Origin of the sequence: Novosphingobium mississippiense (assembly GCF_044029535.1) — a bacterium.
GTDB lineage: Bacteria > Pseudomonadota > Alphaproteobacteria > Sphingomonadales > Sphingomonadaceae > Novosphingobium.
The window spans coordinates 2,637,860-2,660,531 of sequence record NZ_CP147001.1; the positions used below are offsets into that span (position 1 = coordinate 2,637,860).

Genomic DNA, 22,672 nt, shown 5'->3' on the forward strand with positions numbered 1-22,672 from the left:
ACGTGACGGCGGGAACAGCGGCCGGTATGCAACCGTTGCCTTTCCCCCGAAGGAGACCCTGCATGGCCCGCACGCGCAGCACATTGACGATGACAACCGCCGCTCTTGCCTTGCTGGCACTGTCGGCGTCGGTCAGCGCCCAGCAACCCGGCCACGATCAGCCGCCGCCGCAGGGCGGGGACCACCCTGCGCAATCCGGTCGTCCCAATGACATGCCCCCGCGCGACAGCGGCCGGCCGAACCCGTCCGGCGACCGTCCACAAGTCCATCCCGAAGCATCGCAACCGCGCCGCAGTGCGCCGCAGCGCGATACCCAGCGCGCCGATGCCCCCCGCGATCAAGGACCGCACGAACAGGGCGATCGCAATCCGGGAGCCCGTGATTCCGGTCCACGTGATTCCGGTCCACGCGTTTCTGGCCCACACGATTCTGGTCGCGATCCCCGCCCGGATGGCGATCACCCCGTGCCGAAGGAGTCACGGCCTGATACACCCCCCGATCAGCCACGCCAGCAGGAGGCGGAGCGGCGCCGCGAACAGGAACAGCACTGGCAGCAGCAACGCGGCCAGCAGCAGCGGCCGATCCGAGAGGATGTGCGCGAAATCACCCACCGCGATCCGCATGGCCGATCCTTCGATGTGCCCACCAACGACCGGGTCAACGTGGTCACCGATCCCGGCCGGTTCGACTGGGCGGCGCAGGCCCCGCGCCACAGCTTCAACGGCTGCCCTCCCGGCATCGCCAAGCGCTATGCCAACTGCGCCCCACCCGCGATCAGCGAGGCCGCGCCCAATCGCTGGAAACTGCCGGGCTGGTACGGTGATTTCACCCGCGATGCCGGATATCGTTATACCGACGGCTACCTGTTGCGCCTTGGCGCGGACAGCGCCGTCAGCAGCTACATTCCCCTGCTCGGCGGTGCACTGGCGGTCGGGCAGCCATGGTCGGCGACATATGGCGCCGCCCCCCTGCCCGACTACTATTCGCGCTATTACGACCTCGGCCCGGCCAGCGGCTATCGCTATTACGACGATGTGATCTACCGCGTCGATCCCGATGATGCCGCGATCACTGCAGTGGCCGCGCTACTGACCGGCAACGCGATCGAGGTCGGCCAACCGATGCCTTCCGGCTATGACGTCTACAACGTGCCCTACCGCTATCGGGACCAATATTTCGATGGGCCCAAGGCGTTATACCGCTATTCAGACGGCACGATCTACCAGATCGATCCCGCCACGCGCCTGGTGCAGGCGGCCATCGAATTGCTTGCCTGATCCGCCCCGCCGCCAGCCCCTTACTCAGCCCACGGAAAACCGCCACCATGCGCAAAGCCATCCTAGCCGCACCGCTGCTTGCCACCGCGCTGATCCTTGCTGGCTGCTCGGGCAAGTCCCCCTCGGCGGATGCCTCCAGCGAAATCGCCGCCGTCACGCCCGCCAGCGAGACGCTGCCCGAAATGCTGGACGATGCGGACGGGATGCAGACGATGGCCGAAGCGCTGAAGACCACCGGGATAGAGGGCGCCTTCAACGACCGGGGCAGCTACACCCTGCTGGCCCCCGAAGACGATGCCTTCGACGCGCTGGGCGACAAGGCCAAGGCGCTCATCACCGCGAACGATCACGCCGCACTGGCCGCGCTGGTGCGCAACCACATGCTGACCGGCTATATGACGCCCGACGACATCGCCTCGGCCATCGCCGCCAGCAAGACCGGCAAGGTGGCGATGCCCACGCTGGGCGGCGGATCGGTGACGTTCACCAAGGCGGGCGATGCGATCACGGTGACTGCCGACGATGGCTCGCAGGCGACGGTGGAGGACAATCCCGTGGCCGGCGGCGCCAGCATCGCCATCCCGGTCAGCGGCGTACTCCGCAAGCTTTGAGGTTTGCCGTCCGGCAGCAGCTTCGCATAAACCGTTTTCCTACCGCCCCGCATCCGGCTTACTTGATCGGCCTTCCCGCCATTACGGAGAGGCCCCATGCTGGATTGCAAGCCGATTTTCGATGAAGTCCGCCACCTGATCGGGCGCAGTTTCACTCCGCAGGACGTTACCCGGCTGGACAGCGCGATAGACCTCGCGCTCGGCATCGCGCCTATTGTCGCGCACACGCTGGGCAATGGCGGCAAGACGCTGATCAAGACCTGGGAAGGTTGCGCAAAGCGGCGCCCCGATGGCCGCTTCGATGCCTATCCCGATCCCGGCAGCCGCAACGGCCATCCCTGGACCATCGGTTGGGGATCGACCGGCGCGGACATCGGGCCCGGCACGGTCTGGACCCAGTCGGAATGTGATACCCGCTTCGATCGCGACGTGCAGCGTTATGTCGACGCCGTCGCGCAATTCCTGGGTTCGGCCGCGACCACGCCCAACCAGTTCGATGCGCTGGTCTCGTTCCACTACAACACCGGGGCCATCGCCAGTTCCACGCTGGGCAAACTGCACCTGCAGGGTCGCTTCGTCGAAGCGCAGCAGGAATTCGGCAAATGGATCCGCAACGACGGCAAGGTGCTGGAAGGCCTGAAGAAACGCCGCGCGGAGGAAGCGAAGCTTTACGCGACGCCGTGAGGCCGCCCGACCTGAACGGCCCGACCTGAATGGCCTCAACCGGGTGGCGGAATGACGACGCCGGTGTCCACCTTCACCCGGTCCAGCGCAATCAGCGAGCCATAGCTGGCAATGCAGTCGTTCTCTGCAAACAGTTCACGGGTCAGCGCTTCGTAGGCGCGCATGTCGCTGGCGACGATGACCAGCACGAAACTGACGCCGCCGGTCACATAGTAGCACTGTTGCACTTCCGGCCGCGCACGGAACAGCGCTTTCGCGGCATCGACCGTGGTCGCGCGCTCGTCACGCAGATTCACCTGCACGATCGAGGTAATGTCCTGCCCCAGGGCCGCAGGATCGACCAGCGCCACGCTGCGGGTGATCACCCCCGCCGCCTCCATCGCCGCGATGCGCCGCTGCACCGCCGCCGCCGAAAGGTTCACCGCCTCGGCAATCCGGCGCTGCGGCGTGCGGGCATCCTGCTGGACGATGCGCAGGATCGCGCGATCGAACGAATCGAGTCGGGGAGAGGAGCGGGGCGAAGATTTGCTGCTGGATCGGGTCACCGTGCGAGCTTTTGTTGCGTTCGGAAGGCAAATCAAGAGCGCATGCCTCATTCACATGATGATATGTCCCGCCTGACTGGCACGATGGAGCGCGAAGATGGAATTGGCGGGAAGCATGACGGCAAGCAACGCGGCAACGCGCTCGACGCTGCTGGGCGTGCTTTGCGGCGCTGGCGCGGGTGCGCTCTGGGGCCTCGTCTTCCTGGCGCCGGAACTGGTGCGCGCCTTCGGCCCACTGGAAATGACCATCGGACGCTATGTCAGCTATGGCCTCATTTCCGCGCTGCTGCTGGCACCGCGCTGGAAATCCATCACCGCCCATCTGTCGCGAGACGCATGGATCGCGCTCTGCTGGCTCGCGCTGACGGGCAACACGCTCTACTTCGTGCTGCTGGTGAACGCCGTGCACATCGGCGGGATCGCCATGACCTCGATCATCGTCGGCTTCCTGCCGGTGACCGTCACGCTGGTCGGCAGCCGCGATCACGGCGCCGTGCCGCTGGCCAAACTGGCACCGTCGCTGCTGCTCTGCGCGGCGGGCGTGCTGTGCATCGGCTGGCAGGCGATCGCCGCACCCGGCACCGCGCCGATGACGTCCCGCCTGATCGGCCTGGCCTGTGCGGTGGGTGCGCTCGCCTCCTGGAGCGCCTTCGCCGTGGGTAACAGCCGCTGGCTGGCCCGGCTCGATGCGGTTTCGGCCCACGACTGGAACCTGCTGCTGGGCGTCGTGACCGGACTGCAGGGCGCGGCGCTGATCCCGTTGGCGATCTGGCAGGCCGATGCCGTGCGCACGACCAGCCAATGGACCGGCTTCCTGACCGTCTCGGTCGGTATAGCCCTCCTCGCCTCCATCGCCGGCAATGCCCTGTGGAACCGGGCCAGCCGCCTGCTGCCGCTGACGCTGGTGGGCCAGATGATCCTGTTCGAAACGCTGTTCGCGCTGGTCTATGCGCTGATCTGGGAACACCGCCTGCCCACCGTGTTCGAGGTGGCCGCCTTCGGGCTGCTGGTGGCGGCGGTGCTGACCTGCCTGGCCGCCCATCGCAAGCCGGCGGAGGACCTGGCTCCGCTTGGCGAAGGCGCAGCGCACTGAGGCGCACTGCCGCTGCCGATCTATAGTACAATGTTATCCCTACGGCGGCGGTGATCCCGCTGCTTACTGCCTGGCGCATGACGCCGCGAAAGCGGGGCCACGCCTTCGCGGGGGCGATGGAGCATTTTTCGGGACAAGGCGGTGGTGGCGTTAACCGCTGCCCACCTACTCCGCCGGCGGCTCCCACAGTTCCACCGGGTTGCCTTCGGGATCGTGGATGCGGGCGAACCTGCCGGTTTCCGGCGTGTCCCATTCCGGATTGGTGATCACCTCGATCCCGGCCTCCCGCAATCTGCCGAGCAATGTGTCCAGCCCGGTCACGCGAAAATTGATCATCCATTGCCGGTCTGCGGGAAAGTAGTCGGTATCGCGCGCAAAGGGCATGAACACGGTCGGCCCGGCCTGCTGCGCCCACTGGTAGGGATTGTCCGCCGCGATGCCTAGGTGGGTGCGATACCAGTCAAGCAGGGCTTGCGGCTCCCGGGCCCGGAAGAACACGCCACCGATCCCGACTGCCGCCATCACGCTCTCCCGCGCTGCCTGTGATTACCCGCTGCCTGTGATTACCCGGTACCCGTGATAACCCGCCGTCGGATTACCCCGTAATCGAGGGGACGCCGTCCTTGCCGCCCGTGCCACCAAGATCGCCGGCAGCCCGCGGACTGGCCACGGCCGAGGCGATCAGGCGCTCCTGCTCTTCGGTGCTGAAGCGTTCCCACCCGGTACGGCCCAGCTTTTCCATCGGGCGGAAGCGCACCTTGTACTGCATGCGGGGCGAGCCTTCGACCCAATAGCCGAGGTAGACGTAGGACAGGTCCATCTCACGCGCGCGGCTGATGTGGTCGAGGATGATGTAAGTGCCCAGCCCCTGCCGCTCATGATGCGGGTCATAGAAGCTGTAGATCATCGACAGGCCGTCGCACTGGCGGTCCGTCAGGCAGGCGCCGACGAGACGGCCGGGGGTAACACCGTCTTCCGAAGGCTCGCGGTATTCGACCACGTAGCTGGTGACCGGCGTGTGTTCGACCATGTCGGCGAAATCCACCTCGTCCATCGAGGTCATGCCGCCTTCGGGATGGCGCACCGCCAGATAGCGCTGCAGCAGTTCGAACTGCTCGCTGGTCGACCACGGCCGGCAGACGGTGGCGACAAGGTCGCTGTTGCGCTTGATCAGGCGCTTCTGCGTGCCCGAGGGGACGAACTCATCGGCCACCACGCGCACGGAGATGCAGGCGCTGCAGTCAAGGCAGGAGGGACGATAGGCCACGGTCTGGCTGCGGCGAAAGCCGATGCGGCCCAGCGCGTCGTTCAGCGAATCGGCGTGCGGGCCCTTCAGTTCGGTGAAGACCTTCCGTTCGCTGCGGCCCGGCAGATAGGGGCACGGCGCCGGGCTCGTCACGAAAAACCGGGGAAAGCGAACGGGTGCCGTCACGGGCGCAATCTATCCTCTGGCTGGCGGAAGACGGCCCTTTATTAAGCCGACTATCCGTGTCTGCCCTGAATATGCATACGGCTTGGCCACGTTGAAAGTGTTTTAACCACAAATCTGGACCTGTCGGCAACGGAATCGGACAAAGAACGCCCGGTTAACCGTTTATTGTCCCGGAACGGGCCGGGTCCGCCGCCGATGATTTTTTTGAAAGGTCAGGCGTTTTAAAGCGGGTGCCGGCCGAAGTTCCCTCCGGCCGGCGTGATTCCCTCAGTCGGTTTCGACCTGACGCACTTCGTAGCCTTCGCGGCGCAGCGCAGAGACCAACGCGTCCAACTGCTCCTTGTCGCGCGCCTCGCACTCGATTTCGGTGACGAGGCCCTTGGCTGGCAGGTGCGTGAAGATGCGCTGATGGAACACCTCGATGATGTTCACATTGTGCTCCTGGAACACCTTGGCCACCTTGAACAGCGCGCCGGCGCGGTCCTGCAGGCCGATCTTCAGGCGCGCGAGGCGGCCCGAACGGGCCAGATCGCGCAGCAGCACGTTGGCCAGCAGGCGCGTATCGATATTGCCGCCCGACAGCACGATGCCGATCTTGCGGCCCGTAAACAGCTCGCGATTGGCCATGACGGCGGCCAGCCCGGTGGCCCCGGCACCTTCCACCAGCGTCTTCTCGATCTGGAGAAGCAGCGCCAGCGCGCTTTCGATGCCCGATTCGCTGACCAGCAGGAACTCGTCCAGCAGGCCGCGCAGCACGGTGGAGGTCATCTGCCCCGGCGCGAAGACGGCGATGCCTTCGGCCAGCGTGTCCCCGCCGATCGGCAGGCTGGTGCCCTTCAGCAGGTTATACATCGATGGGTAGAGCTGCGCCTCCACGCCGACCAGACGGATATCCGGATTGATGGCGCGCGCCACCGTGCCCATGCCGGTGGCAAGCCCGCCGCCACCGATCGGCAGCACCAGCGTATCGAGGTCCGGCACGTCCTCCAGCATTTCCAGCGCGACCGTGCCCTGCCCGGCGGCGACATGCGGATCGTCGAACGGGTGGATGAAGGTCAGCCCCAGTTCGCCTTCCAGCTTGCGTGCGTGGGCATAGGCTTCGTCGAAGCTTTCGCCTTCCAGCACGACCTTGCCGCCCACGCTTTCCGTCTGCATCACCTTCACGGTGGGCGTGGTGCGCGGCATCACGATGGTCACGGGCACGCCAAGACGGGTGCCGTGGTAGGACAGGCCCTGGGCATGGTTGCCGGCCGAAGCGGCGATCACGCCGCGCGACTTGCGTTCTTCATCCAGCAGCAGAAGGGCATTGAGCGCGCCGCGTTCCTTGTAGGCGGCGGTGAATTGAAGGTTTTCGAACTTGAGCCAGACGTCGGCCCCGGTGATCGCACTCAGGGTGGTCGAATAGAGAGTGGGAGTGCGGACGACCTTGCCCATAATTCGCCCAGCCGCCGCACGAACGTCTTCGGCGGTGAGGAGTGCCTGAACGAGCTCCTCGGCGATATTGAGCATTGGCTGTTCCATAGAGGGCCGCGCCTAACGGAATGCGGCGCAATTGGGAAGGCTCGTGTCATGAAAAAGCGCAACAAGCCGTGTCATGGCAATTTTATTGCAGGAAAGCAGTTGCAGGCGGTGCACGCCGTGCCGCACCCGGCGACATGGCGGCGCGGTGCAATGCGCGGGATAAGCGCGCCTGTGTGGTTTGCTTTCGTACAAAAAGCGCTAGAAAGAACGGCATGAGCGAGCGACGCAAGGTTACCTTCATCGGCCTCGGCGTAATGGGCGGCGCAATCGCGCGGCACATCGCGTTGGCGGGCCACGAACTCACCATCTACAACCGTTCGCCGGAACGGGCGCGGAAATGGGCGGATGACAATCCGGGCCTGGCCCACCGCATCGCCGCCAATCCGGCGCATGCGGCACAGGATGCCGAAGTGGTGATCACTTGCGTCGGCAACGATGATGACCTGTCCGAAGTCGTGCTGGGCCCCAACGGCGTGTTCCGCATGCTGAAGAAGGGCGCCACCTTCATCGATCACACCACCGTCTCCGCCCGCATCGCCCGGCAGATCTCGGTAGAGGCGCGGGACTTGCGCATCCACTGCGTGGACGCACCGATGACCGGATCGCAGATCGGTGCCGAACAGGGCACGCTCACGCTGATGTGCGGCGGGCGTGACGAAGCGATCGAGGCCGCGCGGCCGGTGATGGAGGCATACTCCGCCCGCATCGTCCACGTCGGCAAGGCAGGCTCCGGCCAGATCGCCAAGATGGCCAACCAGATCTGCATCGCCGGCAATGTCGCCGCGCTGGCGGAAGCGGTGCGCTTCGCACAGGCATCGCATCTGGACATGGACAAAGTTTACGAGGCGATTTCCGGCGGTGCCGCGCAGTCTTGGCAGATGGACAACCGCTGGCACTCGATGAACGCGGACGATTTCGATTTCGGTTTCGCGATCGACTGGATGCGCAAGGACCTTGGCCTCAGCCTGGACGAAGGGCGCGGCCTTGGCGTGTCGCTGCCGGTGGCCGCCCTGATCGACCAGTTCTTTGCCGACATCCAGGCTCAGGGCGGCGGCCGCCTCGATACGAGTGCGATCATCAAGCGCCTGCCGAAAAAGGGTAATCCGTGAACTTCAGGAAAGGCGCAGGCATCGCCCTGCTGCTCGCCTCGACCGTCATCGCCCAACCGGCGCTGGCCGACGTTCTGGTCGACAACGTCAATGGCGTCACCGGCGATGGCAAGGGCGGCGTGGAGCACTTCGAAGGCTTCCTGATCGACGATCAGGGCCGCGTCGCGCAAGTATTCCACCATGGCGAGAAGCGACCGAAGAAGGTCGCCTATCAGGTGGATGGCAAGGGCCGCAACGTGGTGCCGGGCATGATCGATGCGCACGGCCACGTCATGGCGACGGGCTTTGCGAAGATGACGCTGGACCTGTCGATGGCGAAGACGCTGGACGAGGCGCTTTCGCGCGTGACCGCGTGGTCCGCCGCGCATCCGGACCTGCCGTGGATTCTCGGTTCGGGTTGGAACCAGATGCAGTGGGGGCTGGACCGCATGCCCACCGCCGCCGAACTGGATCGGGCGACCGGCGGCAAGCCTGCATGGCTCAGCCGCGTGGACGGCCATGCCGGTTGGGCCAATTCCGCCGCCATCGCCGCCGCCGGGGTGACGGCCGCCACCGCCGACCCCAGGGGCGGAGAGATCGTGCGCGCTGCGGGCTCCAAGGCTCCAGCGGGCGTCTTCGTGGATCGCGCGATGGCGCTGATCGAAGCGCGCGTGCCCAAGCCTCGCCCCGAGGATCGCGACACCGCCTTTGGCGAAGCGCAGCTGGCGCTGTTGGCGCAGGGCGTCACCGCGATTGCCGACATGGGTACCTCAATCGAGGACTGGCAGGCCTTCCGCCGCGCCGCCGACCTTGGCAACTTGCGCATCCGCGTGGTGTCCTATGCCGATGGCATCGACAACATGGTGCTGATCGGCGGCCCGCATCCAACGCCTTGGCTCTATGCCGATCGGCTGAAGATGAACGGCGTGAAGCTCTACCTCGACGGCGCGCTGGGATCGCGCGGAGCCTGGCTGAAGGCGCCCTATGCCGATGCGCCCGGCACCAAGGGCCTGCCGCGCATGGACCAGACGCAGCTGGGCAACCTGATGAGCCGCGCCGCGATCGACAACTTCCAGATCGCCGTCCACGCCATCGGCGACGAGGCGAACGCCACGGTGCTTCATTCGATTGCAGAGCTTTCCGCCACCTACAAGGGCGACCGGCGCTGGCGCATCGAGCATGCGCAGATCGTCGATCCGGCCGACATCCCCCGCTTCGGGCAGTTCGGCACGATCGCCTCGATGCAGCCGCAGCACGAAGCATCCGATCGCACGATGACCGAGGCGCGGCTTGGCCCGCAGCGGCTTGCCGGGGCCTATGCCTGGAAGTCCATCGCGGCGACCGGCGCCAAGCTGGCCTTCGGGTCGGATACCCCGGTGGAGCCTTCGGAGCCCTTCGTGGGCATGGCGGTCGCCATCTCCCGCCAAGGGGCGGACGGCCAGCCTTTCAATGGCTGGCAGCCGCAGGAAATCCTCTCGCGCGAAGCGGCGCTCAACGCCTACACCACCGGCGCCGCCTACGCGATGTTCGCTGAGGACCGCCTGGGCCGCATCGCCAAGGGCTACCGCGCGGACTTCCTGTTCGTGGACGTTGACCCCATGCTGGCAACGCCGACGCAGTTGCGCGGAGCCAAGGTGATGGAAACCTGGATCGGCGGGCAGATGGCATGGTCGGCCGCGAAGGATCGGATCATTCCGGAGAAGAAGGTCGAGAGCGAAGCCGGCCGCTGAGCAACTGCGGTCAGCAATCCCAGGACGTCGTCAACATCACTTCGTCGCCCCCGCGAAGGCGGGGGCTCCGCTTCCGTTCTTCATGCCGGAGAGGAAAAGCGGGATCCCCGCCTTCGCGGGGATGACGGGGATGGGTTGCCGGAAGCCGGCTTTATATCCCCACAGCGGCCAGAAATCGCCGCTGACGGAATTTTGCCCCCTTACTCGGCGGCGGAACCGCCCTCGACCACGGCCGGCACGTCCACCTCGGCCTTGCTTTTCTCGCGCGCGGCGGAGCGTTCGGTGAACCACATCACCACCAGCGTACCCTCGTAGAGCGCCAGCAACGGCACCGCGAGCAGCAGCTGCGAAACCACGTCCGGCGGGGTTGCCACGGCAGCGATGATGAAGATGCCGACAATGGCATAGCGGCGCGCGCCAACGCACTGCTTGCGGGTGATGATCCCCGCGCGGTTGAGCAGCATCAGCAGCACCGGCAGCAGGAAGCTGATGCCGAAGGCCAGGATGAACTGCATCACCAGCGCCAGATAGTCGCCCGTGCCCGGCAGCGCTTCCAGCTTCAGGCCGCCCTTTTCGCCCTCGAACTGGAGGAAGAAGTGGAACGCGGTGGGCATCACCACGAAATAGGCCAGCGCCGCGCCCATCGTGAACAGGATCGGCGTTGCGACCAGGAACGGCAGGAACGCCTTCTTTTCCTTGGCGTAGAGGCCCGGCGCCACGAAGGCCCAGATCTGGTTGGCGATCACCGGGAACGAGACGAAGAACGCCGCGAACAGCGCGATCTTCACTTCCACGAAGAACGCTTCGTAGAGCTTGGTGTAGATCAGCTTGCCCTGCCCCGGCGGGAACGCTTCGGTCAGCGGCCGCACCAGGAAGGCGAAGATGTCGCCCGAGAAATAGAAGCACACACCGAACGCCACCGCGAAGGCCAGGAAGGCCCGCAGCAGGCGGGCGCGCAGTTCGATCAGGTGATCGAGCAGCGGCGCCTGGGTGTCGTCGATATCGGAGATGCGAAAAGGCTGCATGCAGGCGGCTTTACAACAGAGTGCCGGGGATGAGAGCGGCGGAAATCATGGCGCCGGAAATCAGGGCGGCGGCGGCGGCAGGTGGAATTCCGCCTGCTCCGCCTTGGCCGCTGCCGCCGGCTTTTCGGCGCCAGCCTCACCCGCATGTCCCGACGCATCCACGGCCTGCTTCTCCTCGGAGAGGATATCGGCCGGGGTTACGCGTGCGGGCGGGGGCAGCATTTCCTCTGCCGTGGGCAGAACGGGATTGGCCTTCATGATGGCCTCGTTCTGCTCACGCCACTTGCGCTCCATTTCCTCCAGCTCGGCCTCGCGCACCATGGCGTCGATGCCGGCGCGGAAGTGCCCGGAGATCTTGCGCATCTTGCCGATCCACCGGCCGGCCGTGCGCATCGCCAAGGGCATGTCCTTGGGGCCGATGACCACGACCGCCACGATGACGATCAGCAAAAGTTCGGATGCACCGACGTCGAACATGGCGGCGCCCTACCTTGCGCTCAAACCTGTTCGGACTTGTTTTCAGTAGCCGCCGGGGTGACCGGGGCGTCCTGCGAAGCGGTGATCTGCGGGGCGGGAGCCGGCGCCGGGGTCGATGCCTTCTTGGCCTCGTCCTCGTTCATGCCTTCCTTGAAGCTCTTGATGCCCTTGCCGAAGTCACCCATGATTTCGGACACGCGGCCGCGACCGAACAGCACGAGCACGATGACCAGCACGATCATCCAGTGCCAGATCGAGAAGCTACCCATAACCTCAACTCCAAAAACCCTGGACTGAACCTTCTGCCCGACCGGCATGCTTAGCGATTCAGCCCCTACCGAACCCATCTAGGGACTTTCATCCCAAGTTGCCAGCCTGTCATCGTCCTGACCCGCACCAGTCGTCTATTCGTCGCACTCCGGCTCCGGCGGTTCGTCCGAAGTATCCACCGGCTGGGGGCGCAGCGCGGTTTCGATCATCTCGTCATCGACGGGATCGAGCAGGCCTGCGGCCCGCAATTCGTCTATCCCCGGCAGCTCCTTCAAGGAGCCCAACCCGAAGTGCGCGAGGAATTCGGGCGTGGTGGCGTAGATCACCGGGCGCCCCGGCACCTCTCGCCGTCCGACCGCGCGCACCCAGCCCGCCTCCATCAACACGTCCAGCGTGCCCTTGGCGGTCTGCACGCCGCGGATCGCCTCGATCTCGTTACGGCTGACCGGCTCGTGATAGGCGATGATCGCCAGAACTTCGGTGGCCGCGCGGGTAAGCCGGCGTGCCTCCTCCTTCTCGCGGCGCAACAGGTGCGCCAGATCGGGCGCGGTTTCGAAATGCCAGCGCTTGCCCCGTTCGACCAGGCGGATGCCGCGCCCGTCGTAATGCGCTTTCAGCTCGGCCAGCGCCGACCGCACTTCCGCCTTGCCGAGATGGTTCGAAATCTGGTCGACGGTCAGCGGTTCCTCCGCCGCGAACAGCGTCGCCTCCACGGCGCGGACAAGGTCGTCGGGAACCGTCACGCGCGCAGGGCCTTCAGGCGCAGCGGGCCGAAGGTCTCTTCCTGTGCGATCTCCGCCTTGCCGGTGCGCGCCAGTTCCAGCGCGGCGACGAAGCTGGATGCCAGTGCCGAGCGGCGCAGTTGCGGATTGGCCCAGGCCTCATGCGCGGGCGGCAGGAAATCGCGCAGTTCCATCCAGTCCAGCGAGACGCCCAACATCGAGGCGACGCGGGCGATCGCGCTGTCCAGCGTCATCACCATGCGTTCGCGCACCATATGCACCACCGGCTGGCTGCGCACTTTCACGTCGCCATAAGCGCGCACCAGATCGTACCACGAACATTGCCAGAGCGCCTTGCGCTCCACCCGCAGCCCTTCCGGAGCGCCGCGCAGGAACACGTCGCGGCCGAGGCGATCGCGCCCCATCAGCCGCGCCGCCGCCTCCCGCATCGCGCCCAGCCGCTGCAGGCGCAGTTGCAGGCGCAACGCCAGCTCCTCGGGACTGGGATCGGGCTGCTCTTCCTTCGGCAGCAGCAGCGCGGACTTCAGGTAGGCCAGCCAGGCCGCCATCACCAGATAGTCGGCCGCCAGTTCCAGCCGCAGCGCCTCCGCCTCCTCCACATAAGTCAGGTAGGCGTCGACCAGTTCGAGGATGGAAATGCGGCGCAAGTCGATCTTCTGGCGGCGCGCAAGGTCCAGCAGCAGGTCGAGCGGGCCTTCCCAGCCATCGATCTCCAGATGCAGCGTTTCCTTGCGAGCCTCGGCCCGTTCCTCGCCATCCCACGCGGCGTCACTATCGCCGGTGTCCGCTGCCGGATGATCGGCAGGCAGGTCCATCGGCTCAGGCCGCCAGCGCCAGCAGCGCGTCGCGCCGGGAGACGAGTTCGCCGTGGGTGCCGGTGCCGGTGATGCCATCGATGGACGCCAGGGCCCGTTCCAGCCGCGCCGCCGCCTCGCCGTCCAGTGCGGGCAGGACATTCGCAATGCCCACCATGTCGTCCATCTTCGCCCAGCAATTCAGCGCAATGTCGCAGCCCGCCGCAATGGCGCGCGCCGCAAGGTCCGGCACAGAGCCGGACAGCGCCTGCATATCCAGATCGTCGCTGAGCAGCAGGCCGGTGAAGCCGATGCGCTTGCGGATCACTTCGCCGATCACGAAGGGGGAGAGCGTGCCCGGGTTCTCGGCATCCCACGCGGTGTAGCGCACGTGCGCCGTCATGCCGATCGGCGTGTCGTTCAGCGTGCGGAACGGCTCGATATCGAGTTCCAGCTCCTCCTCGCTGGCGGTGACGGTGGGCAGTTCCTTGTGACTGTCCGCCATCGCGCGGCCGTGGCCGGGGATGTGCTTGATGCAGCCGACCACGCCGGCGCGGGCAAGCCCCTGCAAGGTGGCGCGGCCCAACGCGGCGACGCGCATCGGCTCGAACCCGAAGGCGCGATCGCCGATCACGTCGTGCGCGCCCTTCTGCCGCACGTCGAGCGTGGGGTGGCAATCGACCGAGATGCCCACTTCGGCCAGGTCCTGCCCCAGTGCCTCGGCATTATCGCGCGCAGCCTCGATCGCGCTGGCGGGGGCAAGGTCATAAAGCCGGTCGAACGCCTGCCCCGGCGGATAGGCCTGCCAGACGGGTGGCTTCATCCGGGCGACGCGGCCGCCTTCCTGATCGATGCTGATCAGCAGTCGGTCGCGACCGTGGATCGCGCGCAGATCGTCGGTCAGCGCGCGAATCTGATCGCGGCTTTCGACATTGCGGCCGAACAGAATGTAGCCGGCGGGATCGGCCTCCTTGAAGAAGGCGCGCTCGTCGTCGCTGAGGGTCAGCCCGGAAAGGCCGAAGATCGCGGGTGTCATGCCGGTTTGCTCGCAAAGTTCGCGCCCGTTCGCAAGGAAAGGCTGCTCGGAAATGTGGAAAGGGCGGCCTCTTGAGCCGCCCTTTCCGGTATTGTCACTGCTTCACCTGGCACCCCAGCCCGGCCGATTTCATGCCGGAGCACAAGGCTCGCGCCGCGGCGAGATCGCCCGGCACCGCCTGCAGGCGGAAGACCTTGCCGATATCGGCCTGCCCTTCGACCACGCGGTGATTGACGCCGGAAAGCGCCGGATACTGCACCTTCAGCGTCGCCCAGCCCGCTTCGGCAGCGGCCTTGTTGGCATAAGCGCCAACCTGCACGCCGACGCCGGAAACCACGGGCTCGGGCTTGGCGGCCGGAGTGGCGGTGGGCTTGGCAGTCGTCGGGGCGGCAGGCTTGTCTGCCGCAGCCGGTGCCTTCGTATTCGAATCGAAGCCCGGCGCCGGCGCATCGGACCTATCCTGACCACCTTGGCCCTGCCCGATCTGCGGCGCGCGGCTCTGCCCCTCTGCAACGGCAAAGCTGGTGTCTCCGGTGCCGGCGACGACATCGCCGCCCGGATTCTCGGGACGGACCTTGTACGGCTCCTTGGGTGCCTCGATCACGCCGCCGCTGGCGACCAGCGGCTGGTCGTTCTTGTGGCGCGTGGCCCAGAAGATCCCGCCGACGATGGCGCCGATGGCGACCAGCGCCAGCACCACCAGCAGCGCCGTCTGGCTGCCGCCACCGGCACGCTGCGGTTCGAACTCCTCATCCTCGCCTTCCAGCCAGGGCAGGCGCACGTCCTCGTCGCCCAGGTCGAGCTGTTGCGGCCGCTCGAAGGCGGCGCGGCCCGCATCGCGCCCCGCATCACGGTCACCTTCTCCGAAGGCGCCCGCGCGCGGCTCGTCCCGATCGTCACCCCAGCTCATCATCGATTACATTTCCTCCACGGCCTCGACGCCGAGCAGCGCCAGACCGTTGCGCACAATTTGCCCGATCTGCGCGGCCAGGAAAAGCCGCGCGGAGGTCAGGTTACCATCTTCGGCGTTAATAAAGCGCTTTTCCACGCGGTCATTGCCCAGGTTCCAGTAACCATGGAACGCAGCCGCCATGTCGCCCAGGAAGAAGGCGATGCGGTGCGGTTCGCGCGCGGCGGCGGCAGCTTCGACGATGCGCGGGAACTGCGCAGCCAGCTTGACCAGCTCCAGCTCTTCCTCGCCCAGCGTTTCCAGATGGTCCGAACCGGGTGCGAAACCTTCGCCGGCGCCCTTGCGCAGCGTCGAGTGGACGCGGGCATTGGCGTACTGCACGTAGAATACCGGGTTGTCCTTCGACGCTTCCACCACCTTGGCGAAGTCGAAGTCCATCTGCGCTTCCGGCTTGCGGGTGAGCATGGTGAAGCGCACCACGTTCTTGCCCACTTCGGTGACGACTTCGGCCAAGGTGACGAAGTTGCCCGAACGCTTGGACATCTTCACCGGCTCACCATCACGCAGCAGCTGGACCATCTGCACCAGCTTGATCTCGAACGGCGTCGGCGCTCCATCGGCGCCGGTCATGGCGGCGACGGCGGCCTTGATGCGCTTGACGGTGCCGGCGTGGTCCGCGCCCCAGATGTCGACGAGCGCGTCTGCGGTCTGCGCCTTCTGGAAGTGGTAGGCGAGGTCAGCGCCGAAGTAGGTCCAGGTGCCGTCCGACTTCTTGATCGGGCGGTCCTGATCGTCGCCGAACTGGGTGGACTTGAACAGCGGCAGTTCCACCGGCTCCCAATCCTCGGGCGTCTTGCCCTTGGGTGCTTCCAGCACGCCGTCATAGACCAGGCCCTTCGAACGCAGCCACGCTTCGGCCTCGTCCGGCTTGCCGGAGGCCTGAAGCTCGGCCTCCGAAGAGAACAGGTCGTGGTGGATGCCCAGCAGCGCCAAGTCCTGCTTGATCATCACCAGCATCGCGGCAACGGCCTTCTCGCGGAACAGCGTCAGCCATTCCGATTCGGGCGCCCTGGCGTACGTGTCGCCGAATTCGGCGGCGAGCTGCTGGCCCACCGGCACCAGATAGTCGCCCGGATAGAGCCCCTCGGGGATCGCGCCCACGTCTTCGCCCAGCGCTTCACGGTAGCGCACGTGGGCCGAACGGGCCAGCACCTGCACCTGCGCGCCGGCGTCGTTGACGTAGTATTCCTTGATGACCTTGTGGCCCGCGTACTCCAGCAGCGTCGCCAGCGCGTCACCGACTACAGCGCCCCGGCAGTGGCCCATGTGCATGGGACCGGTCGGGTTGGCCGAGACGTATTCGATGTTCACGGTGGTGCCGCCACCCACCGTCGAGCGGCCATAGTCCGCGCCCAGCACGGCGATGGCGCGCAGTTCGGCCAGCCATGCGGCGGCCGAGAGGCGCAAGTTGATGAAACCGGGCCCGGCGATCTCCGCCGAAGTCACCGAATCGAGCTTCGACAGTTCCGCCACCAGCGCTTCGGCCAGATCGCGCGGCTTCAGGCCGGCGGGCTTGGAGAGGACCATCGCCGCATTGGTCGACAGGTCGCCGTGCGAGGCATCGCGCGGCGGTTCGACCGTGATCGCGCTTCGCTTCAACCCGCCGGGCAGCGTGCCCGCTGCTTCAAGCGCATCGAGCGCGGCGTTGAGGTGGCCTGCGAAGGCGGCGTAAAGGGTCTGGTTCTCACTCATCCGCGCGCGGATAGCGCAAGTGCAGCGAAAGGGGAACAGGCTGCAAGGTGACAGAGTGGTTGACACGGTTGACACGGTCCAGGGGAAAAACCGTCACCTTGCGATGAAACTGTCACCTTATAGACCTTCCAGTGTCACCTTGCAGATCGCACCCCTGCGCTGCATTTCATCCCAGGCTGCGGCAAATCCCTCCCCCAGCCGTGCGCGCAGGCGATAGGCCGATTGCCGGCTCATCCCCACCTCCCGCGCCGCCGCCGCGACCGAACGGCCAAGGCCAAGCGCGCGCAGGAAGGCGAGCGCCTTGGCCTTGGTCCAGCGGTATTCGGAATGCGGGCGGCGGGTGCGGGTCTTGGTCATGCCGCACAGCGTATCGCGACCGGGCAGGTGTAGGAAAACTGGCCGGCAGCGGAAGTGGACCTTCCGGCCGCGCTGCTATTGCGGCGGTTGTGAATGCCCACCCCCGCCTCCCTGCCGCTTGCGGGAGGGCCGCGAGACTTACGGAGCGCAGCGAAGTCAGTCGCAGCGGGGCAACGTCCGCTGCCCCCGAACCCCGCTTTCAGAGTTTTAATCCCGCCGCGATTCATCGGGATCGGCGCCATTGCGGCCGCTGCGAAAGCCCGCCCAGGACCGGCTCCGCAATCCCCCGCAGCCGGTCATCACAATTCCTTGGTCAATCCCGCCCAGTTGCCATAATCGGGCAGCGAATGGGGGAATGGGGCACTTACATGCATCGGAAACTGTGGAAGCGGCTTGCGTCGATCATGGCGCTGTCTTCGGCCGGGCTGCTTGGCGCGGGCAGCGCCGATGCCGCCCCGTGGATGGAGGCGTCGAGCGACCACTTCGTGATATACGCGCAGGAAAGCGAAAGCGACATCACGCGCTTTGCCGCACAGCTGGAACGCTATCAGGCGGCCATGGCGCTGGCCCTGCACGCGACCGCGCCGGTGCCCAGCTCGTCCAATCGCGTAACGATATTCGTCCTGCGTGACGAGAATACGTTGCGCGCATTGTATCGCGGCGACCGAGACCTGAAGACCAGCAACTATATCGGTGGCTTCTATGCCGCGAGCGCAGGCGGATCGGTGGCATTCGTGTCCGATCTTCAGACCAGCGGCGGCGATCCCGACCGTTCGATGGCCGCGCTGCTGCACGAATATGCGCACCACTTCATGGCCATTTCGAATTCGCCGTCGCGCCCGCGCTGGTTCAACGAAGGCATCGCCGAATTCTTCGCCGCCAGCAAATTCGATCAGGATGGCAGCGTACGGCTGGGCCAGCCGGCGTGGATGCGCTTCAACGAACTGTTCGCGGAAAAGCACATGACCGCGGTCGAAGTGCTGGACCCGATGGAATACGAAAAGCGCAAGACCTACGGATACGATGCCTTCTACGGCAAAAGCTGGCTCCTCTACCATTACCTGACTTTCGAACCGACCCGCAAAGGCCAGCTGGATACCTATCTGACGCTGCTGGATGCCGGCACGGACCAGCGCCAGGCGGCAGAGCGGGCCTTCGGCAGCCTGGACACGCTGGAATACAACCTTGACCGCTATATGCTGAAGCGAACGATGGAGAGCCTGACAATCCCGGCTTCCCTGCTGCAGGTCGGCACGGTGAAGGTGCGGCCGCTAGCGGACGGGGAAAGCGCGATCATGCCGGCACTGATCCGGTCCAAGCGCGGGGTCGGCTCGTCCGAAAATGCGGAGGCTGTGCTTGCACTGGCCCGCCCGGTCGCGGCGCAATATCCGCACGACGCTGCCGTTCTTTCGGAACTGGCGGAGGCCGAATACGACGCCGGGCACGACAAGGAAGCCATCGCCGCCGCCGATGCCGCGCTGGCCATCGATCCGGCCCGGGTGAACGCCTATGTGCAGAAGGGCTATGCGCTGTTCCGGTTGGCCAAGGACGCGAACAATCCGCAGGAGGCCTATACCCAGGCGGTGGCGCCGTTCCTGAAGCTCAACCGTGTCGAGAACGACAACCCGATCCCGCTGATCTATTTCTTCCGCAGCTTTGCCGAACAGGGAAAGAGGCCTACCGATCTGGCACTTTCCGGCCTGATCCGGGCGATGGAAGTGGCGCCGTTCGACAATGATCTGCGCATCATGCTGGGGCAGGCGTTCCTGGCTCGCGGTCAGCTGAAGGACGCCAAGATCGTTCTTCTCCCCGTGGCGAATTCTCCGCATGAAAGCGAGAACGCCAGGGCCGCCCGCGCCCTTGTCACACGGATAGACACCGATCCGAACTGGAAGGGCGATGGAGCGGCAGGGGTGGCCGCAAGCGCGGCTGGCGCGAACTGAGCCTTCTCACTTCGCGCCGGAAAGCACGTCTCCAGCGCGGATCGTTATGGCCACTTTCGCGAAGGCCGTGGCGTCCGCTGCCGGATCGCCGTCCAGCAGCACCATGTCGGCCGCGAGCCCACGCGCGATCCGGCCGCGCTGGGCCGACTGGCCGAAGCGGCGCGCCGGGGTGGTGGTGAGCGCGGCCAGCACGTGCCGCCAGTCCATCGCCTGCGCCATCAGGCGATATTCGGCGCTGGGATCGAACACGTCCATGAACCCGGCATCGGTGCCGAACAGCACCTCGCCGCCGCCCTCGCTCAGCGCACGGACCTGCTGGACCACGGTGGAGACCGGGGTGGCGTCCGCCGGATAGACCTCGAACAGCATCATCGTCGGCACCAGCGCGACATGTCTGGCCACCAGCTTGCGGACTTGCGCCGCATCCCAGGGCCCGGCGATCGGCGCGCTGTGGGCGAGCACGTCGACGCCGTTGTCCACCGCCGCCGCCATGCCTTCCCGATTGGTCGGGTGGGCGAAGACCGGCAGGTGGTGGCGATGTGCCTCCGCCGTCAGCGCGCGGATCTGGTCGGCGGGCATCACCATGACCTCCTCCGCGCCCAGGATCGCGCCGGTGAACAGCTTCACCCCGTCCACACCCGCCGCTGCCTGCCGGTCCAGCCGCGCCACGGCTTCGGGGGTGGAGCGGATTTCGGGGATGGCGATATGCTCCGCCTCGTAGAGCGGCCGCGCGTAGACCGGGGTGCCGTCCTTCGGGAAGAACGGATCGCCCACCGTCAGGATCTGCGGCCCGGCGATCTTGCCCGCCCCGATCATCCGCCGCAGCGTGGTGGCGCTGGCGGTGCTGGAGGCGAGATCGAACACGGTGGTGAAACCCCAGCGCGTGAACATGTCGCGGAGCTGCCCTTCCAGCTTGGCCGGATCGGCCGCCTCCGGATGGAGCAGATCATGCGTCAGCAGATGGACATGGCTGTTCCAGAATCCGGCCACCAGCGTGCGCCCGGTGCCTGAAACCTGCCGCATCCCCTGCGGCACCACGACTTTCGTGCGCGGCCCGACGGCAGCGATGCGGCCATCGCGAACGATCACGACGCCGTCGTCCAGCGCCTTCGCCTGCGGATCGGCGTAGACCCGCGCGCCGACGATGGCGAAATCGTCTGCGAAAGCCGGTTTGCCCAAACCCATCGCGGCCAGACACACCGCTACCATTGCCAGTCTTTTCATGCACACCCTCGTCCGTCGCCGCACCGCGACCGGCCGCAATGGAGCGCAATGCTCCGCCCGGCGCAAGGCCTGCGCCCTCCCCCTTCAAAACCGCCTGAAACGCGTGTATCGGGCCGGTCATGCGTCCCACCCAGATTCCCAAGACCTATCGGGTCAAGAGCTTCGGCTGCCAGATGAACGTCTATGATGGCGAGCGCATGGCCGAATTGCTGGCCGAACAGGGCATCACCGCCGCGCCGGAAGGCGAAGAGGCCGACCTGGTCGTGCTCAACACCTGCCACATCCGCGAAAAGGCGGCGGAAAAGGTCTATTCCGACATCGGCCGCCTGCGGCGCGACGATGGCTCCTCGCCGCTGATCGCCGTCGCCGGTTGCGTCGCGCAGGCGGAAGGGGACGAGATCATGGCGCGTGCGCCGGCAGTGAAGATGGTGGTCGGCCCGCAGGCCTACCACCGCCTGCCCGAGATGATCCGCGAGGCCACGGAAGGCAAGCGCGTCACCGATACGGACATGCCGGCGGAAACCAAGTTCGACGCGCTGCCGCGTCGCAGGCGCTCCGGCCCGGCGGCCTTCCTCACCGTGCAGGAAGGGTGCGACAAGTTCTGCACTTATTGCGTGGTGCCCTATACGCGCGGTGCCGAGGTTTCGCGCCCCCACGCCGACCTGATCGACGAGGCGAAGCGGCTGGTCGATGCCGGCGCGCGCGAGATCACGCTGCTGGGCCAGAACGTCAACGCCTGGTATGGCGAGGATGCGAAGGGCCGGAAGGTCGGCCTGGACGGGCTGATCCGCGAACTGGCGGAAATCCCCGATCTCGCCCGCATCCGCTACACCACCAGCCACCCCAACGACATGACCGAGGGGCTGATCACCGCACATGGCGAAGTGGCGAAGCTGATGCCGTTCCTCCACCTGCCGGTACAGGCGGGCAACGACCGCGTGCTGAAGGCGATGAACCGCAGCCACACGGCGGAAAGCTATCTGAAGATTCTGGACCGCGTGCGCGCAGTGCGCCCCGATATCGCGCTTTCGGGCGACTTCATCGTCGGCTTCCCCGGTGAGACCGATGCCGAGTTCGAGGATACGCTCGCGCTGGTCGATACGGTTCGCTACGCGCAGTGCTTCAGCTTCAAGTATTCGCCGCGCGCCGGCACGCCCGCCGCGACGATGGAAGACCAGATCCCCCTCGCGGTGATGGACGAGCGCCTCCAGCGCCTTCAGGCCGCGCTGCTGCGCGATCAGTTTGCCTTCAACACGGCTTCGGTGGGCAAGACCTGCGACGTGCTGGTGGAACGCAAGGGCAAGCATCCGGGGCAATGGGTGGGCAAGTCGCCCTGGCTGCAATCGGTACACTTCACCGGCGACGTGGCGATCGGCGATATCGTCACCGTCGAACTGAGCGAGGCCATCGCGAATTCGATCTCCGCACGGTTGCTGAGCCCGGTCACCGCGTGAGCGACCGGGAAGCGCTGGTCCTCGTCCCCGGCCTGTCCTGCGACCGCCATGTCTGGCAGGCGCAGGTCGCCGGGCTGGCGGACATCGCGGAGATTTCCATCGGCGATACGCTGAAGGGCGATTCGATCGCGCTGATGGCCAGCCGCGTGCTGGACGCCGCGCCGGAGCGGTTCGCGATCGCCGGCTTCTCGATGGGTGGCTATGTGGCGATGGAAATCTGGCGCCGCGCGCCGGAACGCGTCATCCGCCTCGCCCTCGTCGACACCAATGCCCGCGCCGATACCGAGGAGCAGGCTGCGCTGCGCCGCGCCGCCATCGCCACGGCCCGGTCGCGCGGGTTCGAACATGTGCTGCGCGGATCGCTGCGCCAGCTGGTCGCGCCCGACTGCCCGGAACCGCTGTTCGAGGACGTGGTGCAGATGGCCCTGCGCGTCGGTTTCGGCACGTACATGGACCAGCAGGCCGCGATCATCGACCGCGAGGATTCGCTGGAGACACTGAGCACGGTGACGGTTCCGACGATGGTCATGGTGGGCGACATGGACGCCCTCACCCCGCCCCGCCTTGCCGAGGAAATGGTGCAAGCGCTGACCCAACCTCTGGCGGAAACCGTTTACGAGGTCATCGCCGATGCCGGGCACATGGCGCCGATGGAGCAGCCGGAGGCGGTCAACGCCGCCTTCCGGCGCTGGCTTACACGGTAACG

Annotated in this window: 24 protein-coding genes; 10 read left to right on the top strand and 14 right to left on the bottom strand. The window is 66.3% G+C overall.

Features of this window, described 5'->3' with window-relative positions; genetic code table 11:
- Positions 1-62 precede the first annotated feature (62 nt).
- The 3 genes from WBP06_RS12415 (at position 63) to WBP06_RS12425 (ending at position 2,572) form a co-directional block, all read left to right on the top strand.
- The gene (locus tag WBP06_RS12415; protein WP_395328086.1) at positions 63-1,277 is read left to right on the top strand and encodes a hypothetical protein; all 1,215 of its coding nucleotides are present in this window, start codon (positions 63-65) and stop codon (positions 1,275-1,277) included.
- Positions 1,278-1,324: 47 nt separating this feature from the next.
- Complete coding sequence (locus WBP06_RS12420) at positions 1,325-1,888, top strand: fasciclin domain-containing protein (protein WP_395328089.1); 564 nt, start codon at positions 1,325-1,327, stop codon at positions 1,886-1,888.
- Positions 1,889-1,984: 96 nt separating this feature from the next.
- A complete protein-coding gene (locus WBP06_RS12425; RefSeq protein ID WP_395328091.1) occupies positions 1,985-2,572 on the top strand; it encodes a lysozyme in 588 nt (195 codons plus the stop codon).
- Between the two features lie 35 nt (positions 2,573-2,607).
- Here WBP06_RS12425 and WBP06_RS12430 read toward each other — a convergent pair whose 3' ends face one another.
- Positions 2,608-3,117 carry an Lrp/AsnC family transcriptional regulator gene (locus WBP06_RS12430; protein WP_395328094.1) on the bottom strand — a complete coding sequence of 170 codons (510 nt, stop codon included), beginning with the start codon at positions 3,115-3,117 and terminating at the stop codon, positions 2,608-2,610.
- A gap of 115 nt (positions 3,118-3,232) precedes the next feature.
- Between WBP06_RS12430 and WBP06_RS12435 the strand changes: the two genes are divergently transcribed.
- The gene (locus tag WBP06_RS12435) at positions 3,233-4,210 is read left to right on the top strand and encodes a DMT family transporter (protein WP_395328097.1); all 978 of its coding nucleotides are present in this window, start codon (positions 3,233-3,235) and stop codon (positions 4,208-4,210) included.
- A 165-nt stretch (positions 4,211-4,375) separates the two neighbouring features.
- On the opposite strand, the gene WBP06_RS12440 is transcribed toward WBP06_RS12435, so the two are convergent.
- The 3 genes from WBP06_RS12440 to WBP06_RS12450 form a co-directional block, all read right to left on the bottom strand.
- Positions 4,376-4,732, bottom strand: a complete 357-nt coding sequence (locus tag WBP06_RS12440; protein ID WP_395328100.1) for a VOC family protein — start codon at positions 4,730-4,732, stop codon at positions 4,376-4,378.
- Positions 4,733-4,805: 73 nt separating this feature from the next.
- A complete protein-coding gene (locus WBP06_RS12445) occupies positions 4,806-5,642 on the bottom strand; it encodes an arginyltransferase (protein ID WP_395328103.1) in 837 nt (278 codons plus the stop codon).
- A 267-nt stretch (positions 5,643-5,909) separates the two neighbouring features.
- Positions 5,910-7,163 (bottom strand): threonine ammonia-lyase, encoded by a 1,254-nt coding sequence (locus tag WBP06_RS12450; protein WP_395328105.1) that lies wholly within the window; start codon positions 7,161-7,163, stop codon positions 5,910-5,912.
- Between the two features lie 48 nt (positions 7,164-7,211).
- Here WBP06_RS12450 and WBP06_RS12455 point away from each other — a divergent pair, with 48 nt between their 5' ends.
- From WBP06_RS12455 to WBP06_RS12465, 3 genes are read left to right on the top strand one after another with little or no spacing between them, the layout of a single operon-like run.
- Entirely contained in the window at positions 7,212-7,379 is a 168-nt protein-coding gene (locus WBP06_RS12455; RefSeq protein ID WP_395328108.1) for a hypothetical protein, read from the top strand.
- Positions 7,376-8,272 carry an NAD(P)-dependent oxidoreductase gene (locus tag WBP06_RS12460; protein WP_395328111.1) on the top strand — a complete coding sequence of 299 codons (897 nt, stop codon included), beginning with the start codon at positions 7,376-7,378 and terminating at the stop codon, positions 8,270-8,272. Before WBP06_RS12455 ends, WBP06_RS12460 begins: the two co-directional genes overlap by 4 nt.
- The gene (locus tag WBP06_RS12465) at positions 8,269-9,981 is read left to right on the top strand and encodes an amidohydrolase (RefSeq protein ID WP_395328113.1); all 1,713 of its coding nucleotides are present in this window, start codon (positions 8,269-8,271) and stop codon (positions 9,979-9,981) included. The genes WBP06_RS12460 and WBP06_RS12465 overlap by 4 nt, the downstream gene beginning before the upstream one ends.
- A gap of 200 nt (positions 9,982-10,181) precedes the next feature.
- On the opposite strand, the gene tatC is transcribed toward WBP06_RS12465, so the two are convergent.
- The 9 genes from tatC to WBP06_RS12510 all read right to left on the bottom strand — a co-directional run bounded on the left by tatC (position 10,182) and on the right by WBP06_RS12510 (position 17,345).
- On the bottom strand, positions 10,182-11,006 hold the full coding sequence (tatC, locus tag WBP06_RS12470; protein ID WP_395328116.1) for a twin-arginine translocase subunit TatC: 825 nt from the start codon (positions 11,004-11,006) through the stop codon (positions 10,182-10,184).
- Between the two features lie 60 nt (positions 11,007-11,066).
- A complete protein-coding gene (gene tatB / locus WBP06_RS12475; RefSeq protein ID WP_395328119.1) occupies positions 11,067-11,483 on the bottom strand; it encodes a Sec-independent protein translocase protein TatB in 417 nt (138 codons plus the stop codon).
- 20 nt (positions 11,484-11,503) lie between these two features.
- Entirely contained in the window at positions 11,504-11,752 is a 249-nt protein-coding gene (locus tag WBP06_RS12480) for a twin-arginine translocase TatA/TatE family subunit (protein WP_395328122.1), read from the bottom strand.
- A gap of 135 nt (positions 11,753-11,887) precedes the next feature.
- A complete protein-coding gene (scpB, locus tag WBP06_RS12485) occupies positions 11,888-12,496 on the bottom strand; it encodes an SMC-Scp complex subunit ScpB (RefSeq protein WP_395328125.1) in 609 nt (202 codons plus the stop codon).
- Entirely contained in the window at positions 12,493-13,311 is an 819-nt protein-coding gene (locus tag WBP06_RS12490) for a segregation and condensation protein A (RefSeq protein ID WP_395328127.1), read from the bottom strand. The genes scpB and WBP06_RS12490 overlap by 4 nt, the downstream gene beginning before the upstream one ends.
- A 4-nt stretch (positions 13,312-13,315) precedes the next feature.
- Entirely contained in the window at positions 13,316-14,326 is a 1,011-nt protein-coding gene (nagZ, locus tag WBP06_RS12495) for a beta-N-acetylhexosaminidase (protein ID WP_395328129.1), read from the bottom strand.
- Between the two features lie 94 nt (positions 14,327-14,420).
- Positions 14,421-15,239: an SPOR domain-containing protein gene (locus tag WBP06_RS12500; RefSeq protein WP_395328132.1), complete on the bottom strand. Its 819-nt coding sequence runs from the start codon at positions 15,237-15,239 to the stop codon at positions 14,421-14,423.
- Between the two features lie 3 nt (positions 15,240-15,242).
- Positions 15,243-16,988, bottom strand: coding sequence for an arginine--tRNA ligase (gene argS, locus WBP06_RS12505; RefSeq protein WP_395328135.1), 1,746 nt, complete (start codon positions 16,986-16,988; stop codon positions 15,243-15,245).
- A 117-nt stretch (positions 16,989-17,105) separates the two neighbouring features.
- Positions 17,106-17,345 carry a helix-turn-helix domain-containing protein gene (locus WBP06_RS12510; RefSeq protein WP_395328138.1) on the bottom strand — a complete coding sequence of 80 codons (240 nt, stop codon included), beginning with the start codon at positions 17,343-17,345 and terminating at the stop codon, positions 17,106-17,108.
- A 368-nt stretch (positions 17,346-17,713) separates the two neighbouring features.
- On the opposite strand from WBP06_RS12510, the gene WBP06_RS12515 reads away from it, so the two are divergent.
- Positions 17,714-19,288: a DUF1570 domain-containing protein gene (locus WBP06_RS12515; protein WP_395328141.1), complete on the top strand. Its 1,575-nt coding sequence runs from the start codon at positions 17,714-17,716 to the stop codon at positions 19,286-19,288.
- A 6-nt stretch (positions 19,289-19,294) separates the two neighbouring features.
- Here WBP06_RS12515 and WBP06_RS12520 read toward each other — a convergent pair whose 3' ends face one another.
- Entirely contained in the window at positions 19,295-20,512 is a 1,218-nt protein-coding gene (locus WBP06_RS12520) for an amidohydrolase family protein (RefSeq protein WP_395328144.1), read from the bottom strand.
- Between the two features lie 119 nt (positions 20,513-20,631).
- Between WBP06_RS12520 and miaB the strand changes: the two genes are divergently transcribed.
- Together miaB and WBP06_RS12530 are read left to right on the top strand one after the other, a co-directional pair.
- Positions 20,632-21,966 carry a tRNA (N6-isopentenyl adenosine(37)-C2)-methylthiotransferase MiaB gene (gene miaB / locus WBP06_RS12525; protein ID WP_395328147.1) on the top strand — a complete coding sequence of 445 codons (1,335 nt, stop codon included), beginning with the start codon at positions 20,632-20,634 and terminating at the stop codon, positions 21,964-21,966.
- Positions 21,963-22,670: an alpha/beta fold hydrolase gene (locus WBP06_RS12530; RefSeq protein ID WP_395328150.1), complete on the top strand. Its 708-nt coding sequence runs from the start codon at positions 21,963-21,965 to the stop codon at positions 22,668-22,670. Before miaB ends, WBP06_RS12530 begins: the two co-directional genes overlap by 4 nt.
- Positions 22,671-22,672: the final 2 nt, after the last annotated feature.